The sequence below is a fragment of the Emticicia aquatica genome (assembly GCF_923079645.1).
GTDB lineage: Bacteria > Bacteroidota > Bacteroidia > Cytophagales > Spirosomataceae > Emticicia > Emticicia aquatica.
This window is the reverse complement of sequence record NZ_CAKLPY010000001.1, coordinates 744,804-762,721: the sequence shown is the minus strand read 5'-3', so window position 1 is coordinate 762,721 and position 17,918 is coordinate 744,804. Positions and strand designations below refer to the sequence as shown.

Genomic DNA, 17,918 nt, shown 5'->3' with positions numbered 1-17,918 from the left:
AAACTATGTCAACAGATACAAATAAGAAAGCATTTTCTCGCAGGAAATTCTTACAAAGAGGAGCAATTGTTTTGGGAGGTTCGGTGGTAGCCAGTTATTTGGGTTGCTCGCCGATGCGTCGTTTTACGGCACAAAAAGCCGAAAACATGGATTTACCAGCTTCCATTTCTTCGTTTCAACCTGATTTTTGGTTTGAAGTTTTAGCCGATAACACCATTTTATTGAAGTCACCTAAAATTGAAATGGGACAAGGCATTTGGACAGGTTTTGCCATGCTAGCTGCCGAAGAATTAGAAGTACCCATTGAACAAATAAAAGTTGAACACGCCAGTACTAGCAGTGGCTTAATTGACAATATCAATACGGGTGGAAGTACCTCAACAGCAAGCCTTTATGAACCAATAAGAGAGGTAGCAGCTACGATGAGAGAAATGCTTAAAGTAGCAGCAAGCAAACAATGGGGCGTAGCAATTGGCACAATAAAAGCAGAAAATGGCGTACTTTCATCTGGCAATAAAAAAATAACTTATGCAGAAATTGCCAGTTCAACCAAAGAATGGGACATACCAAAAACGCCTGCTTTAAAACCAAAATCGGCCTTCAAATATGTTGGTAAATCGGTCAAACGTATTGATTTGAAACCCAAGGTAATGGGTACAGCTAAATATACAATGGATAGCGAGTTGCCTGATATGCTTTATGCCGTTTTGTTACAATCTCCTTATATTGATGGTACTATCAAAACGATTGACACTAGCGAAGCGGCCAAATCATCGGGTGTAATAAAAATTATTCATGAAGGAGAATTAGTAGCTGTTGTAGCCAAAACTTTCTATGCGGCTGATAGTGCAGTAAAGAAAATAAATGTTTCTTGGAATACGCCAAATAAAACACAACAAGCAGATTTAATTAAACTTGTAACTGTTGGCAATGGAAAAGAAGTAAATGTGCAGAAAGAAGGCAAAGCCCGTAGTATTATTGAAGATAATCAGGCGGAGGTTTTCAAGCAAGAATACCGAACGCCAATGGCCACTCACGCTCAAATGGAAGTAAATGCGGCCATTGCCCACGTCGAAGCGGATAAAGCTACAATCATTGTAGGTACTCAAGGGCCAAGTCAAGTGAGAGATATGGTTGCGAAAGCTCTCAAACTAAAAAAGGATAACATTGATGTACATACGCCATTAGTTGGTGGAGGTTTTGGACGAAAAGCAACCAAAGGAAATTTTGTTGAAGCCGCCTTAATTTCAAAAGCAGTTGGGAAACCCGTAAAATTGTTTAATAGCCGTCAGCAAGAGTTTCAAAATGGCGTATATCGACCAAATACACATCATGTTTTACAAGCAAAAATCGACAAAAATGGCCAAATAGAAGCCATTACCCACGACCAAGCTACGCCTGATATGATTCTTAAAACTTTGCTTAATGGCAATGATATTGTATTGAAATTGCTAGGTTCGGACTTTATTTCGGCAGGACACGGAGCAAGTATTATGTATAACGTTCCTAACAAAGCAACGTCCGTTTGGAATACCGATGTGCCTGTGCCAATAAGTATTTGGCGAGCCGTTGGCATGTTTCCCAATACTTTTGCTATTGAAAGTTTTATCAACGAATTGGCAAAGAAAGTAGGCAAAGATCCAATCACTTTCCGTACCGATATGCTCCATGACAAGGAGGATAAAATTGCACAACGTAGCAAGAAAGTTTTAGAAACGCTTGCAGAAAAAAGTGCGTGGAAAAATCAAAAAACTGAAAGTGTCGGGCGAGGAATTGCTATCGCAAATGACCGAAAAACTATTGCAGCCGCAGCGATAGAAATAGAAATTCTTGAAGACAAAATCAAAGTAAAAAAAGTTACCCACGTAATGGATGTTGGACAAAGTATCAATCCAGAAGGAATCAAACAACAAGTCGAAAGTGCAATTATGATGGGTATAAGTGCTGCTCTTCACGAAGAATTGACGGTAAAAGATGGACAAATTGAACAAGGTTTCTTTAGTCAATATCCATTGGCAATGCTAACCGATGTTCCTGAAATTCAGGTATTTATCCTCGAAGGAGATGATATTCCTTATGGCGTTGGCGAGCCTCCACTTTCTCCTATTGCTCCAGCCATTGCAGGTGCAATTTTGGATTTGACAGGTAAAGCGTTACGCTCATTACCGCTACGATTAAGTTGAAATAGTCGATATTTTTTTGCCTTTAGTCAAACATTATCGTTCTTCATTTGGGGCTTGCTTTAAAAAAGGTTATTTTGCCATGCGAAATAACCTTTTTCGTTTTAATACAACCTCTATTCACCCTATGAAAAAAACTTCAACGAGTATCTTTTTTTTGCTACTTTTTATTTTAAATGGCTATACCCAAGAAATTAAAAGTAAAATTATTGCTAAAGGAGCAATTTTAACCAAACTGTCGGGAGAATATGCTTTCACCGAAGGCCCTGCCGCTGATGCCGAAGGAAATGTTTTCTTTACCGACCAACCTAATGACAAAATCTACAAATGGTCAGCCAACGACGGTATAATTTCAGTATATATGGACAAAACTGGTCGCTCAAATGGGCTTTATTTCGACCATGATGGCAACCTTCTTGCTTGTGCTGATTTAGAAAATCAGCTTTGGAAAATCGATAAAAATAAAAATGTAACGGTTTTGGTCAATGATTTTGAAGGAAAAAAATTCAATGGACCAAACGATTTATGGATTGACCCAAAAGGTGGCATTTATTTTACTGACCCTTTTTATCCAAGAAAATACTGGACTCGAACAACCATGGAATTGCCTGAAAAACGAGTTTATTATTTATCTCCAGATAAAAAAACTGTGACAATTGCAGCCAGAGAATTAGTGATGCCCAATGGAATCATCGGAACAAAAGATGGTAAAAATTTATATGTAGCCGACATTGGCGACCGCAAAACATACTCCTACGTCATCAATAGCGATGGTACTTTGACTGACCGTAAACTCTTCGCTTCGATGGGTTCGGATGGAATGACCGTTGACCGCCAAGGAAATGTTTATTTAGTAGGAAAAGGCGTAACAGTTTTCGATAAAAATGGCACTCAAATAGAGCATATCGACGTTAATGAACCTTGGACTGCAAATATTACTTTCGGAGGAAAAGACCGAAAAACATTATTTATTACGGCTTCAAAGTCAGTTTATACTTTAAAAATGAAAGTAAAAGGCAATTAATAAGCATTTTTCTTTGAATCATCTTATCTCTAATCTCATTCATAACTCATGGAATCTTCCAATATTTCTCGTAGAAATCTGATTAAATCAACCCTAGCAACTGGAGCGGGCTTGGCACTTGGTCTTGAAAGTGTAACCGCTAAACCACAAAATGCTGCTAAACATAATTTTAGTTTTTGTCTCAATACAAGTACAATTCGTAAGCAAAATCTCGGTTTGATGGCCGAAATTGAACTAGCAGCAAAAGTTGGCTACACTGGCATTGAAATTTGGATAAATACACTAGAATCTTACGTTGCCAAAGGTGGTAATCTGAAAGATGTTCGACAAAAAGTCAAAGATTTAGGTATTCAAATTGAGGATGCCATTGGTTTTGCGACTTGGATTGTTGATGACCCAAATCAACGTGCTAAAGCTTTAGAACAAACCAAAAGAGAAATGGGAATGTTGTCCGAAATCGGTTGTAAACGCATTGCCGCTCCACCATTTGGGGCAACCAATAAATCGGGTATTGACTTACAAAAAGCTGCTGCAAGATACCGAAAAATGCTCGACTTGGGTGATGAAATGGGCGTGTTACCACAATTAGAAATGTGGGGATTTTCGGCAAATTTACATCTTTTCGGTGAAGCTCTTTTTGTTGCTTCAGAAACTGGACACCCAAAAGCAGTTGTGTTGTCAGATGTTTATCATTTATACAAAGGCGGTTCGGATTTTAATGCCTTAAAAATGCTCAACGGTGAGTGCATGCAGATGTTTCACGTCAATGATTATCCAGCCAACCTTTCACGAGAAAAAATCAATGACAGTTACCGAGTTTTCCCAGGTGATGGCGTTGCTCCACTCGACCAAATATTTCAGATTTTAAACCAAAAAAACACCCCAATTGTGCTTTCTTTAGAGCTTTTCAACGAAGATTATTGGAAAATGCCTGCTTTCGACGCTGCGAAAATCGGCCTTGAGAAAATGAAAGCTTCGGTTGCAAAAGCTGTTGGAGCTTAATTTTTTGCAAAAAAAATCATTATTTTCCTGGTAGATAAGTCATTATATGGCAGTTCTACCAAGAATTTTTTATTTCATTCTTGCTGATTAATATTTGCTGAAAATATAGTAAGGTTAAAACGAAACTTTCATAAAACATTTTTTCTTCGACTGAAAAGTTCTCTCCAAGTATTCAGAGATTAAAATTATTTTCTTGCATTAATCCACCAAAAAATTTTATTTTTCAAGGGTTTTTATGATTTAATTTAAACTACTGTTACAAAATATTTTTTTTAGTTCTATATTTAGGATAGTTGATTCTAAGCTAAAAAATACTTATGTCTATAAAAGTTGCCATTTCGCATAAAACAGCCTATAAATTTGATAGGAGTGTTAATCTTTCACCTCATATTTTTCGGTTAAGACCTGCTGCTCATTCACGAACACAAATTGAAAGTTATTCTTTCAAGATTTTTCCCGAAAACCATTTTATTAATTGGCAGCAAGACCCTTTCGGTAATTACCAAGCAAGGGTTGTTTTTCCTGACAAAACTACCGAATTACGCATCGAAGTAGAAGTTATTGCCAAATTGCAAGTAATTAATCCTTTCGATTTTTTTGTAGAAGAATACGCTGAAAAATTTCCTTTTAAATACGAAACAACGCTTCAAAAAGAGCTTGTTCCCTATTTAGAAGTAAAAGATGTTGGTGAAAAAACCAAGCATTTCATCGACCAAATGTTTATCAAAAAAGATATTAATATTGTCGATTTTTTGGTTTATGCCAATCAACAAGTTTACAATGCACTCAAATACAATATTAGATTAGAAACTGGTGTTCAAAATTGCGAAGAAACCCTAACTATTGGAAGCGGTTCTTGTCGAGATTTTGCGTGGCTTTTGGTACAAATTTTACGAAGCTTTGGCCTAGCAACAAGATTCGTATCGGGATATTTGGTACAACTCACTTCGGATATAAAATCATTGGACGGCCCGTCTGGCCCCGAAAAAGACTTTACTGATTTACACGCTTGGGTAGAAACTTATGTTCCAGGTGCAGGCTGGATTGGACTTGACCCAACATCAGGACTTTTTGCAAGTGAAGGACATATTCCACTTAGTTGCACACCTGATTATGCAAGTGCTGCACCAATTACAGGAGCAACCGATGTTTGTGAAGTAAGTTTTGAGTTCGATAATAGTGTTTTTCGGATTCATGAAGACCCAAGAGTGACAAAACCTTATACCGAACAACAATGGGAAAAGGTAATGCAAGTAGGAAATGTGGTAGAAAAAGACTTAATCGAAGGCGATGTAAGGCTTACTATGGGTGGAGAACCAACTTTCGTTTCGATTGATGATTTTGAGTCGCCAGAATGGAACTCAACTGCAGATGGCCCACTCAAACGCAAACTTGCGTATGATTTAGCTCTACGATTAAAACAACGTTTTGCACATGGAGGATTATTACATTTTGGACAAGGCAAATGGTATCCTGGCGAATTATTTCCTCGTTGGCAATATGCACTTTATTGGAGAAAAGATGGACTACCAATCTGGAAAAACGATGATTTAGTAGCAAAAGAAGGCGAAACAAAATTTACTTTCCATGATGCCGAACGCTTCGCTATCGAACTTACAAAGTATCTTGGAATCGACATAAAAAATATTACTCCTACTTACGAAGACCCTATTTATTGGGCATTGGAAGAAGGTAAATTACCTGTTAATCTCGACCCTTTAGCGGTAAATTTAAAAGATTCTGTTCAGCGACATACACTAGCAAAATTACTTGAAAAAGGCTTAAATAACCCTTCAGGGTTTGTTCTGCCTTTGAAATGGATACATGAAACTGCCAATTGGACAAGTTGTGTTTGGGAATTCCGCCGTCAGCAATGTTATTTAATTCCTGGAAACTCACCAATCGGTTTACGTTTACCTTTAGAGTCTTTGCCCAAAACTTCAAAACAAAAACGTGAATATCCAGTAGAAAGAAGTTTATTTGAAGAATTACCTCCTTTGGGTGATTATGCTCAAACTGTTGAGGAGCGATATGGTAAAACTTCACCCAATTATAAAGCACCTGAAAAAAAGGTTGCAGAAGAAGAAACTGCTGAAAAAGAAAATTTACTTTTTGAAGTTGATACATTTGCAACAGCTTTGTGTGTTGAAGAACGTGACGGAATTATTTACGTTTTCTTACCGCCAACAGATTATCTCGAAACCTATCTCGATTTAATTGCCTCAGTTGAAACCACTGCTGAAAAATTGCAAATTCCCGTGAGAATTGAAGGTTATCAGCCAAAATCTGATTATCGGATTGAGAAAATGATGGTAACCCCAGACCCTGGAGTTATTGAGGTAAACGTTCATCCTGCCAAATCGTGGCAAGAAATCGTTGATAATACTTCTGCTTTGTACGAAGAGGCCTTTTTTGCTCGCCTTGGAACTGACAAGTTCATGGTTGATGGGCGTCACACTGGTACTGGCGGAGGCAACCACGTAACACTTGGAGCATCAAAACCAGAAGATAGTCCCTTGCTCAGACGTCCAGATTTATTGCGTAGCCTTATTACTTACTGGCAACATCATCCTGCTTTGAGCTATCTTTTTGCAGGACCATTTATTGGCCCAACAAGTCAAGCTCCACGCATTGACGAAGGGCGTGATGAACGCCTTTATGAAATGGAAATAGCCTTTGACCAAATTCCAGAAAAAGGCGAAGTTCCTTTTTGGTTAGTCGATAGAATTTTTAGGAATTTATTGACAGATATTACAGGAAATACACATCGAACTGAATTTTGTATTGATAAACTTTACTCGCCCGATTCATCAACTGGGCGACTAGGAATTTTAGAATTGCGAGCTTTTGATATGCCGCCTCACAAACACATGAATTTGGTACAAACCTTATTGGTGCGGGCGTTAGTGGCAAAATTCTGGAAAAACCCTTATAAGAAAAAGCTTATCCGTTGGGGAACAGAATTACACGATAAATTTTTATTACCACATTTTGCTTATTTGGATATGGTTGATGTGGTAAATGACCTCAAAGATGCTGGTTATGACTTTGATATTTCGTGGTTTGATCCATTCTTTGAATTCAGATTTCCACATCATGGCGGAATCACGGTTGATAATATTCAGCTAGAAATTCGCTTAGGAATCGAGCCATGGCACGTTTTGGGTGAAGAATTATCAAATTCGGGTACGGCTCGTTTTGTTGACTCATCACTCGAAAGATTACAAGTAAAAGTTTCGGGAATTATTCCAGAACGCCATATTTTGCTCTGTAAAGGATGCCGAATTCCGTTGAGAAGTACAGGAACAAAAGGAGAATATGTGGCTGGAATTCGCTACAAAGCATGGAATCCGCCCTCGGCATTGCACCCAAATATTGGTGTTGATGCTCCACTTGTTTTTGACATTGTTGATACTTGGAATAATCGGGTTTTAGGCGGTTGCACTTACTTTGTTTCTCATCCTGGAGGTAGAAGTTTTGATACTTATCCTGTAAATAGCTACGAAGCAGAATCTAGAAAAATCAGCCGTTTTTGGGATTTTGGTCATACGCCGTCAAGCACCATTGAGCAAACTGCTCCAGTTATTAATACGCCAACGGTATCGAGATTTGTGGCTCAAAATAAATCAGACCTCAAGCCTGACACACCTATTGAGCTAGTAAACCCTGAATATCCGAGTACATTAGATTTAAGACACTATTGGAAAGCCAAAGTCTGAAATTTTCAATCCGATGCTTTGAGTAAAAATACTTAAAGCATCGGGGATTAGTTTTTACGCTTAATTCAAGAATTTATTGGGTTTTTACAGTTAAAAAGCATTATTTTGTGAAAGATGGAGCATCAACCCTATAAAATCAACAAATGACGAAAGATATATCTTTGAGCCTTCTTAATTCATATAAAAAAGTAATTAACTCTTACGATGAAGTAATCGACCATAATGGTCTGGTGAAACCTTATTGGCAAAGTCTTTTTGATACTTTGGAGTCAATTGGCATTGAAGAACTTGAAGTGCGTAACCAAGAAATCATCAATAAATTAAAAGAAAATGGCGTAACTTATAACGTTTATGATAATAATAACGGAATAAACAGACCTTGGAAACTTGACCCGATTCCATTTTTGATCCATCAAAAAGAATGGCAAACCATTGAAAAAGGGCTCAAACAAAGAGCTCATTTGTTAGACCTTATTTTACGAGATATTTACGGCCCACAGTTATTAATAAAAAAATCTATTATTCCTGCCGAGCTAGTTTTTGATAATTCTGGCTTTCTTTTGCCATGTTTTGATATAAAGCAAAAACTGCAAAATCAACTACTTTTGTACGCTTGTGACATGGCTCGTGGCCCCGATGGAAAAATGTGGTTATTGGATAATCGCACGCAATCGCCATCTGGCTCAGGTTATGCACTTGAAAACCGTACTGTAATGGCCAAGGTTTTTCCAGAATTAAACAAAAATATCTACCGTAATCGGCTTTCACCCTATTTTAATCATTTACAGCAAACTGTTGCTACACTTGGAAATATTTCAAACGAAAATCCAAATGTTGTTTTCCTCACGCCAGGGCCAGGCAATGAAACCTATTTTGAACACGTTTATTTATCTTCTTATCTTGGTTATACGCTCGTTCAAGGCAGCGATTTGATGGTAAGGGATGGTTTTGTTTGGCTAAAATCAATTGACCAATTAGAGCGAGTAGATGTGATTATCCGAAGAGTAGATGACGAATGGTGTGACCCACTTGAATTGAAAGAAAACTCACTTTTAGGCGTTCCAGGCTTATTACAAGTGATGCGTTTGGGAAATGTGGCGGTCTTGAATCCTCCTGGAACGAGCGTAGTAGAAAATTATGGTTTGATGGCATTTATGCAAAATGCTTGTAAATTTTTGCTAGATGAACCATTACTAATGAATTCGGTAGCAACTTGGTGGTGCGGTCAGCCCAAGGAATTAAATTTTGTTCTTGAGAATATTCCGAAGTTAATCATCAAAAAAGCCAATCGAAAACAAGGTTTCAAGTCAATTTATGGTAGAATGTTGACCAAAGACCAATTGCTCGAATTACAAACGATGATTCGACGAAATCCAAAAGATTTTGTAGCTCAACAAGAAGTAAGTTTATCAACCACACCTTCGTTCATAGATGGCAAATTGGTACCTCGTTTTGCTGCCATGCGAGCATTTTTGGTTTCGGATGGCAATGACTATAAAGTAATGCAAGGTGGGCTTACTCGCAGTTCTCCAGTCAAAGATAAATTTGTAATTTCAAATCAATTAGGTGGTTTATCAAAAGATACTTGGATTGTAACCGACACTCCAACAGAGCATTATGAACGAATTGTGGTGCGTAAAAACACCTCCAATCAACATAATAACTCATTGACAAGTCGGAATGCCGAAAATCTTTTTTGGGTAGGTCGTTTGTTGGAACGCACCATGGCCTTAACGAGTTTCTTGAAAATTATTCTTGACCGACTCAACGAAAATGTAAATGACAAAGGACAAAAACAGCCTGAATACTTGGTGGTTTTGTTCAAATCATTAACGCATTTAACGCTCACTTATCCAGGTTTTACGGAAGAAGAAGATACCTCAATTTTTGAAAACCCAACAACCGAATTATTCAGTTTGATTAGTGATGTTAAAAAAAGAGGTTCTGTGGCTTATGATATTCAGACTTTGCTCCGTACAACCCAACAAGTCAGTGAGAAATGGAACTATGATACCCGTAGAATTATTAATTTGATAGAAGAAAGCTTGATTTCCATTAAAAGTTCTAGCTCTGCAAACATCAATCAAGCCACTCATGGGCTAGATATGCTTTATACACGCCTTTTTGCTTTTTACGGAAATATCTTTGAAACTTTGCCAAGAGATAACGGATTTTATTTACTCGAAGCAGGCAAAAACATCGAACGGATTCTCTCGCTTGTGTCAGTTTTGCGTTCGGCTTTTAGCTTCAAAAATAATGAAGAGGTAGAAAACGTACTGATGGAAGCGGTCTTAGAAAATCACCATTTGCTAGCCCAATATCGCAATATTTACAAATCTCATATTAGTTTGGTGACAGTTTTGAACATGATTTTCTTGGAAAAAAACTTGCCTTATACGCTATCGTTTTTGTTGGATACACTTTCAAACTGCTTATCGAAATTACCTAAAAGTATTGAACCAAACCGCTTGAACTTAGCCGAAAAAACAGTTTTAGAGGCAAGTACAAAAATAAAATTAATTGATGCTGAAAGTTTAATCAAGGCAGACGGAGACACGCAATATAGACCAGAATTAGACCAAACTTTAGCACAAGTTTTCGATTTAATTTCGGCAGTTACGAGCAATCTTACCAGTCTCTATTTTAATCATTCAGTCATACAACATTCGTTTTTAGAAACAATAGAAAAAATAAATTCTGATGAGATATAAGCTAAGGCATCAAACCATCTATTCTTATGTAAATTCTGTTGATAATTACCACAGTGTCCTCTGTTTGCAACCCCAAACTTTGCCAAACCAAATTTGCCATAATTTTGATTTAAGTATTGAGCCGAGTCCAACAAAAGTTTATCCAAGAAAAGACTTTTTCGGGAATATCCAACACTATTTTTCGCTCCATGAACCACATAAAACATTGAAAGTCGTGGCAACGAGCGATATTGAGGTTTTGCCTAAAATATTGCCGCCAATAAGTTCGATTACTTGCGGGGAAGCACGAGAAAAATTTAAAAATGAGCAAAGTTTAAAAATAGAACTTTTACAATTTCAGTTGCCAAGCCATTTTATTGATTGGGACGAAGAAATAAAATCTTTTGCCCAAGATTGTCTCGCTCCTACTAAGCCACTTTTTGAAGGAGTAAGTCAATTATCAACTAAGATTTTCAAGGAATTTCAGTTTAAATCTGGTTTTACAAGTGTAAATACGCCGCTCAAAACAGTTCTTAAAGAAAAAAAAGGCGTTTGCCAAGATTTTTCTCATTTAGCCATCGCCTGTTTACGAAGCATGGGTTTGGCAGCACGTTATGTGAGTGGTTATATCGAAACTCTTCCTCCCAAAGGAAAGCCAAAACTGCAAGGTTCGGATGCTTCTCATGCTTGGATTTCGGTTTATATTCCAGAAATGGGCTGGTGCGAGTTTGACCCTACTAATAATATTATTCCTCAAGAAAAACACATTATTACAGCTTATGGCAGAGATTATGCCGATGTTGCTCCTCTCAAAGGTGTCATTTTTAGTTCGGGCGAACATAAAGTGAGCGTCGAAGTAGATGTAATTGGGAAAGAAAATTGACTAAACTATTAATTTTAATTTCATCATAAAAATGATAGAAACCGAACGATTAACTTTAATGCCTTTAACTTACGAACAGTTATTAAAATACATTAAAGCAGATAATTCTTTAGAAATTGAACTAAACTTAAATAAAACTTCAAGAACTATTCCACCCGAACTCAAAGAAGCCCTCGAAGTAGCAATTATTCCAAACGTAGCAGATTTTAATAAAAATTACCTTTATTCAACGCTTTGGACGCTCATTTTGAAAGAACAAAACAAAATGGTTGGTGATTTATGCTTTATGGGTGAACCAAATATTGATGGGGAAATCGAAATTGGATATGGCACCTACCCCACTTTTCAGAGAAAAGGCTATATGACAGAAGCCGTTGGCGGAATGCTGGAATGGGCTAAAAATCAACCAAATGTACTTAAAGTTTTAGCTTCTACCGAAAAGATAAATACCAGTTCACATAGCATTCTTAGAAAAAATAATTTTGCCCAAATCGGCGAATCAGGGACAATCATAAATTGGAGCATAAAAGTAAAGTAAACTCCGTAACATCCACTTTTGTGCTACGGAGTTTTTGAAAAATAACTTTATCAATTAAGCACTATTTTTGCCATAACTGGCTGGTGATCAGATGGATAACGTTGTTCATAAGAATCAGTCAGAACACCATATTTCAAAACACTCACTTGTTTGCTCGTAAAAATATAATCAATTCTGTTTTTTAGTGGTGCGTCAAACTTAAAGCCGTTGAATGTTCCTTCTGGGCCATAAGCTGGTGATAGTGTTACTTGTTTTGCATCGCTCAATAATGTTTGAATGTGCTGAATTTGCTCAGTTTCTGGCGTAGAATTAAAATCACCAGTCAAAATAACCATTGCATCTTTTGCTATTTCTTGAATTTTCTTTACCATTAATTTTCCTGATTCACGACGAGCAACTACACCTTGATGGTCAAAATGTACGTTAAAAACATAAAACTTTTTCTTAGTGGTTACATCTTTGAATTTTGCCCAAGAGCAAATACGATTACAACAAGTTGCATCCCAACCTTTTCCTGGTACATCGGGCGTTTCGCTCAACCAAAAATCACCAGATTCTAAGAGTGTAAAGCGAGTTTTTTTGTAAAAAATAGATGAATGTTCGCCCCCTTTTTTACCATCATCACGACCATTTCCAACAAAAGTAAAATCCGTCAATTCGGCAATATCATCAAGTTGGTCACGTAGCCCTTCTTGAATTCCAAAAATATCAAATTCATGAAAACGTATCAATCCTTTTACAAGTTCTTTTCGATTTGGCCAAGCGTTAATTCCATCATTATTTGTATTAAATCTCAAGTTATACGAAGCAATGGTTATTGGGTTATGTTTTTGAGAAAAGGCTTGGGTCGCTATCAAAAAATTTAGCGTTAAAATGAAGTAAAATTTCATAGTTTTAGAGGGTTTTGTTAAATAATTTTTTGTCGAAGTTTTTTCTTTGCAAATGTAAAATAATTCAACAAAGATATATATCTATTGCGTACCACAATATCAAATTGAATTAAGATAATATTATTACATTATTAATTGCATTTCCTATTTTTGTAAACAAAAACGCTATTCTATCAAAATACTCATGAAAAAAACCTTCCTTTTTCTACTTTTTGCAAATGTCCTTTTTGCACAAACACCTAAACCTTATGGAGCAATTCCTTCGGCCGACCAATTAAAATGGCATCAATTGGAATATTATGCTTTTATTCATTTCGGTCCAAATGCTTTCACTGATAAAGAATGGGGAGATGGTACGGAAAAAGAGGAAATTTTCAATCCAACACAATTAGATTGCCGTCAATGGGCCAGAATTTGTAAAGCGGCTGGCATGAAAGGAATTATTATCACAGCTAAACACCATGATGGATTTGCGTTGTATCCGAGTAAATATTCAACACATACAGTTCGAGAATCCAAATGGAAAAATGGAAAAGGAGACGTTTTGAAGGAATTATCGGCAGCTTGTAAGGAATTTGGTTTAAAAATGGGCATTTATATTTCACCATGGGATAGAAATCATCCTGCATACGGTACGCCCGAATATAACCAAGTTTACGTAAATATGCTCAAAGAAGTAACAACCCAATATGGAGATTTATTTGAAGTTTGGTTTGATGGAGCAAATGGCGAAGGACCAAACGGCAAAAAACAAGTTTATGATTTTCCGCTTTTTAATAAAACAGTAAAAGCAAATCAACCACATGCATTGATTTTTAGTGATGCTGGTCCAGATATTCGTTGGGTTGGTAATGAAAATGGATTTGCAGGCGAAACTTGTTGGGCAACCATCAATGGAAACCAACTTTTTCCTGCTTATAATAAGCCAGAGCATCTCAATGTTGGTGACGAACATGGTACGCATTGGATTCCTGCTGAATGCGATGTTTCGATACGTCCAGGTTGGTTTTACCACAAAAATGAAGATAATAAAGTAAAAACTGATAAAGATTTAATGAATATTTGGAATAAATCGGTTGGTCGTGGTTCTAATCTTCTGCTCAATATTCCTGTTGATAACCGTGGTTTGATTCATGAAAACGATGAAAAAGCTTTGATGAATTTCAAGAATTTAAGAAATGAATATTTCAAAAATAATTTAATGCCTGCTGGCTCTTTCACAAAGGATTTTAGCAAAGATACGTATAATATTGTGCTGGCAAAACCCCAAACTTTCAACTGTTTTGTGGTGCAAGAAGATATTCGATATGGACAAAGAGTGAAAAAATTTACACTTCAAGCAAAAGTTAATGGCGAATGGAAAAACGTGATTTCGGCAAGTACAATTGGTAGCAAACGCATTGTTTATTGTCAAAAAACTACTGCCAAAGAATTAAGAATTTTCTTCGATGAATCTTTCGCTAAGCCAGTCATTTCAAAAGTTGAATTATACAATACGCCTGAATGATTTTCTAAATAAATCTTACATCGGTAAAAGCATTTCAAATCAATTTGAAACGCTTTTTTTCAAAAAAAAGAGCATTTATTCTCAAAAAATATGCTCATATAAATAAAGATAATAACTTTGGGTTTTAAACCACTAAAAAAATTGCTAATGAAAAACATTCTTCTATTATTTTTATGTTCAACTGCTTTTGTGGCTTGCCAAAGTAGTAAAGAATCACAAACAACAGATGCTGCTGTGATTAGCGTTGATAGCGTTACTTATAATCTCAAAACAGCTCCAAAAATTTCAGCAGAAGGCGATACTTCTATCACAAGTATTTCGATAAAATACCCAAAATTAACTGGTGGCGATGAAACTGTTATCGCAAAAATAAATGCACAAATAGAGCAATTAGTAAAAAATGAAATGTTTAGTATGGATGATACTGTTAAAACCACAAAAACGGCTTCAGTAGAAACACTTGCTCAAGGTTTTATCAAAGAATACGAAACTTACACAGCCGAAAACGCTGATTTACCATCAATGGGTTGGGATTATTATGGTTTTGGTGACACACTTTTGATTTCACCAAAAGTCATTTCAATTTATTATAACGTTACTTCATTTACAGGTGGAGCTCATGGCAATTCTAACACTTCTTATTTGAATTTCAATGCTAAAACTGGCGATTTACTCAAATTGACAGATATTGTTTCGGATACAACTGCTCTCAAAAAATTGGCAGAAATGAAGTTCGAAGTAACGCAGAAACAATTTGCTAAAGACAATGATTTTGAGTTTAACAAATCTGACTATTTCTGGGGAAATCCATTCTTTTTACCCGCAAATATTGCCATTACCAAAACAGGTTTAACATTCTTGTATAATCCTTATGAAGCAGCCGCATACGCTCTTGGCCCGATTAGTTTTTCTTTAACTTGGGAAGAAGTCGGCCTAATTGCACGGAAAGATATTAAGTAGATTTTTAGCATAAAAAAAGCGTTCCAAAAATGGAACGCTTTTTTTATGATTATTTATTTCCAATCACAATCTGCCTCTAACCAATCATAACCTGAGTCAATTGGCTGGCCATCTGGCGGCGTGAGGGCATTTGATGAAATCGTGGCTTCAGGATTTTCTTCAAATTGTTTGATTTTCAATAAAGTAAGTCGAGCAAAACCTCCACCATCGAATAGTTTACTTGTAACCCAAGATTTTATATCATCAATGGCAGCATACGCGTTCATGCGTACTTCAGCAGTGGTTTCTTTATTGTTAGCTAATTTCATCAAATGGTCAAGATATTGCATCGCTACCATGCGGTCGATTTGTGCGTAATAACTCATATTATCAACCATCGCTGGCTTTTTCCAAAGCTTCTTATTCATTTCTTTGGTAATTTCAGAAAATGTCGGCAAATCGGCTTTTAACACTCTTTGGCTCACTAATCTTGAACTTCTCTCTGGATTTAAAATCAGTCTTAAAGTCAAACCTGCCGATGCTTCAGCAGGGGCAAGCGGGTCGAACCCTAATCCAGTATGTCGTTTGAAAGTTTCCCTCGGATTAGCATCATATCTAAATGCACGTGGCGGAATCATTTTCAGAATATGTTCTGGAACAGCTAAAAATTCGGGAGAAAGTGTACTCATCAATGCATTAAAAGCTTCTCTTTGTTTTATCGCAGGTACTGGTTCATAAACCATTTGACCATCACCACGTAAGGCGAAATTATAATCAGCACCACCCAAAACTTTTGCCGTAGCTTCTGTTTGAAAACGATGATACATATACATTGGAACTAAAACTTCTTCCAAATTGGCCATTGGCGTAGCTTTAGTGATTTTCTTCTCAGTAAAGTTTTTCAATGCAATTTTACGTAATCCTATGACTCTTTTAAGCTCATCAATTGGGTCAGCTCCATTATCCCATAAGTGTGTAGTAGGACTCACCGAGCCTTCTGGACGAGCATCTTGGTCGGTCAAAAAACGTAAACCTTTGCGAAGAGTATTTTGAACAATTTTTTCTAATTCGGCTTTTTCGTTGGTATTTGCAGGAAAATCTTGGTATCCCCAAATAATTGAAGCTTTGTCATAATCTCCAATTCCCATTGCATAAGCACGTGAAAGGTCGAATTTTCCATTGGCATAATCAACCAAAGGATGCGGATAATCCATCACGGAAGCCCGACCTGCAATGCTAGAAATATAATTATGGGGTAAGCCCAATGTGTGTCCTACTTCATGAGCAGCTAGTTGCTTCAATCGGTCGATTGACATCTGAGTTATTTCTTTTACTTTCGATGAATCGGTTTCATAATCTCCAAGAAAACCTTGAGCAATTAAAAAATCTTGACGCACCCGTAATGAGCCTAATGTTACTTTTCCTTTCAAGATTTCACCTGTGCGTGGGTCAATAATACTCGCACCATACGACCAGCCACGAGTACTTCTATGCACCCATTGAATGAGATTATAACGAATATCCATTGGGTCTGCATCCACAGGGAGTAATTTCACCTGAAAAGCATCTTTATATCCAGCCGCTTCATAGGCTTGATTCCACCAAGAAGCCCCTTCCATCAAAGCCGAACGAATGGGTTCGGGTGCACCAGGGTCCATATAATAAACAATGGGTTGAACTGCTTCACTCACCATCGAAGTTGGGTCTTTTTTCTTCAAACGGTGGCGAGAAATGTAACGCTTCATAATTGGCTCACTGATTGGAGTTGCATAATCAAAATATTCGATACCTCCGTAGCCAATTCGTGGGTCAAATTCTCTTGCTTTAAATTCATTTTTTGACAAATCAGGTAATTCTACAAAAGAATGATGCTGGTGCATCGTCACGATCGAAGGCGTTGGCACAACTTCACGTAAATATTGTCCAGCATTTTCACCTGTCAAAGTAATGATGGTTTCAAACTCAGTATTTTTTGGAAAACTTTTTGAATGCGGTAAATAAACTGCACTTCGAGAAACATCAAAACGATAATTTCCTTGCTTCGTTCGGGCAATATCTTGCACTGCCCCAACAGCATCTTGCAACAAAAAAGGCGTTAAATCAACCAAAACTTTGCCATTACTTTCAGCTTTAATTTCAAAACCAAAATGAACAGACTTTGCAAAGGATTCGTCCACCGCACGTTTTTCTAAAGGGTCATTTGAAATGGCTCGATAAGCATAATTCGGTTCAATCATCAATATTTTATTGCCCAAGCGTTGAAATTTCACTACGTGTTCCTGACCCAAACGACCACGGTCTAAACCAATATCATTTGAACCAACACCCTGTGCCAACGATGGATAATACAAAAGTTCAGTATCGAATTTGTCAATTTCTAGCCAAATCTTTCCTTCTTTGGCATTCCAATAGAAATTTAGAAAGCCTTCTTTTTTTTCCATTCCAGCCGTGTAGGCTTCAATCGTTTTTAGTTCCTGTGAGAAAGCAAATGAACTGAATGTTAATAAAATTAAAATTTTAATGAAGTGTTTTTGCATTGATTTCTA

11 protein-coding genes are annotated in these 17,918 nt (G+C 36.8%); 9 read left to right on the top strand and 2 right to left on the bottom strand.

The features are described 5' to 3' along the window. Positions 1–5 precede the first annotated feature (5 nt). The 7 genes from MJQ71_RS03295 (at position 6) to MJQ71_RS03265 (ending at position 12,036) form a co-directional block, all read left to right on the top strand. Positions 6–2,183, top strand: coding sequence for a xanthine dehydrogenase family protein molybdopterin-binding subunit (locus tag MJQ71_RS03295; RefSeq protein WP_238804414.1), 2,178 nt, complete (start codon positions 6–8; stop codon positions 2,181–2,183). Positions 2,184–2,307: 124 nt separating this feature from the next. Next, positions 2,308–3,204 carry an SMP-30/gluconolactonase/LRE family protein gene (locus MJQ71_RS03290; protein ID WP_238804412.1) on the top strand — a complete coding sequence of 299 codons (897 nt, stop codon included), beginning with the start codon at positions 2,308–2,310 and terminating at the stop codon, positions 3,202–3,204. Positions 3,205–3,252: 48 nt separating this feature from the next. Then, the gene (locus MJQ71_RS03285; RefSeq protein ID WP_238804410.1) at positions 3,253–4,206 is read left to right on the top strand and encodes a TIM barrel protein; all 954 of its coding nucleotides are present in this window, start codon (positions 3,253–3,255) and stop codon (positions 4,204–4,206) included. A 317-nt stretch (positions 4,207–4,523) separates the two neighbouring features. Beyond that, entirely contained in the window at positions 4,524–7,925 is a 3,402-nt protein-coding gene (locus MJQ71_RS03280) for a transglutaminase family protein (protein ID WP_238804407.1), read from the top strand. A gap of 143 nt (positions 7,926–8,068) precedes the next feature. Next, entirely contained in the window at positions 8,069–10,636 is a 2,568-nt protein-coding gene (locus MJQ71_RS03275; protein WP_238804405.1) for a circularly permuted type 2 ATP-grasp protein, read from the top strand. Continuing rightward, positions 10,626–11,498, top strand: a complete 873-nt coding sequence (locus MJQ71_RS03270; protein ID WP_238804403.1) for a transglutaminase family protein — start codon at positions 10,626–10,628, stop codon at positions 11,496–11,498. Before MJQ71_RS03275 ends, MJQ71_RS03270 begins: the two co-directional genes overlap by 11 nt. A 31-nt stretch (positions 11,499–11,529) precedes the next feature. Next, a complete protein-coding gene (locus MJQ71_RS03265) occupies positions 11,530–12,036 on the top strand; it encodes a GNAT family N-acetyltransferase (protein ID WP_238804401.1) in 507 nt (168 codons plus the stop codon). A gap of 50 nt (positions 12,037–12,086) precedes the next feature. On the opposite strand, the gene MJQ71_RS03260 is transcribed toward MJQ71_RS03265, so the two are convergent. Then, the gene (locus tag MJQ71_RS03260) at positions 12,087–12,926 is read right to left on the bottom strand and encodes an endonuclease/exonuclease/phosphatase family protein (protein ID WP_238804399.1); all 840 of its coding nucleotides are present in this window, start codon (positions 12,924–12,926) and stop codon (positions 12,087–12,089) included. Between the two features lie 184 nt (positions 12,927–13,110). Here MJQ71_RS03260 and MJQ71_RS03255 point away from each other — a divergent pair, with 184 nt between their 5' ends. Together MJQ71_RS03255 and MJQ71_RS03250 are read left to right on the top strand one after the other, a co-directional pair. Next, positions 13,111–14,433 carry an alpha-L-fucosidase gene (locus MJQ71_RS03255; protein WP_238804397.1) on the top strand — a complete coding sequence of 441 codons (1,323 nt, stop codon included), beginning with the start codon at positions 13,111–13,113 and terminating at the stop codon, positions 14,431–14,433. A 147-nt stretch (positions 14,434–14,580) separates the two neighbouring features. Beyond that, positions 14,581–15,393 (top strand): DUF3298 and DUF4163 domain-containing protein, encoded by an 813-nt coding sequence (locus MJQ71_RS03250; protein ID WP_238804396.1) that lies wholly within the window; start codon positions 14,581–14,583, stop codon positions 15,391–15,393. A gap of 53 nt (positions 15,394–15,446) precedes the next feature. Here the strand turns inward: MJQ71_RS03250 and MJQ71_RS03245 are convergent, their stop codons facing one another. Continuing rightward, positions 15,447–17,909, bottom strand: a complete 2,463-nt coding sequence (locus MJQ71_RS03245; RefSeq protein ID WP_238804395.1) for a zinc-dependent metalloprotease — start codon at positions 17,907–17,909, stop codon at positions 15,447–15,449. Positions 17,910–17,918 lie beyond the last annotated feature (9 nt).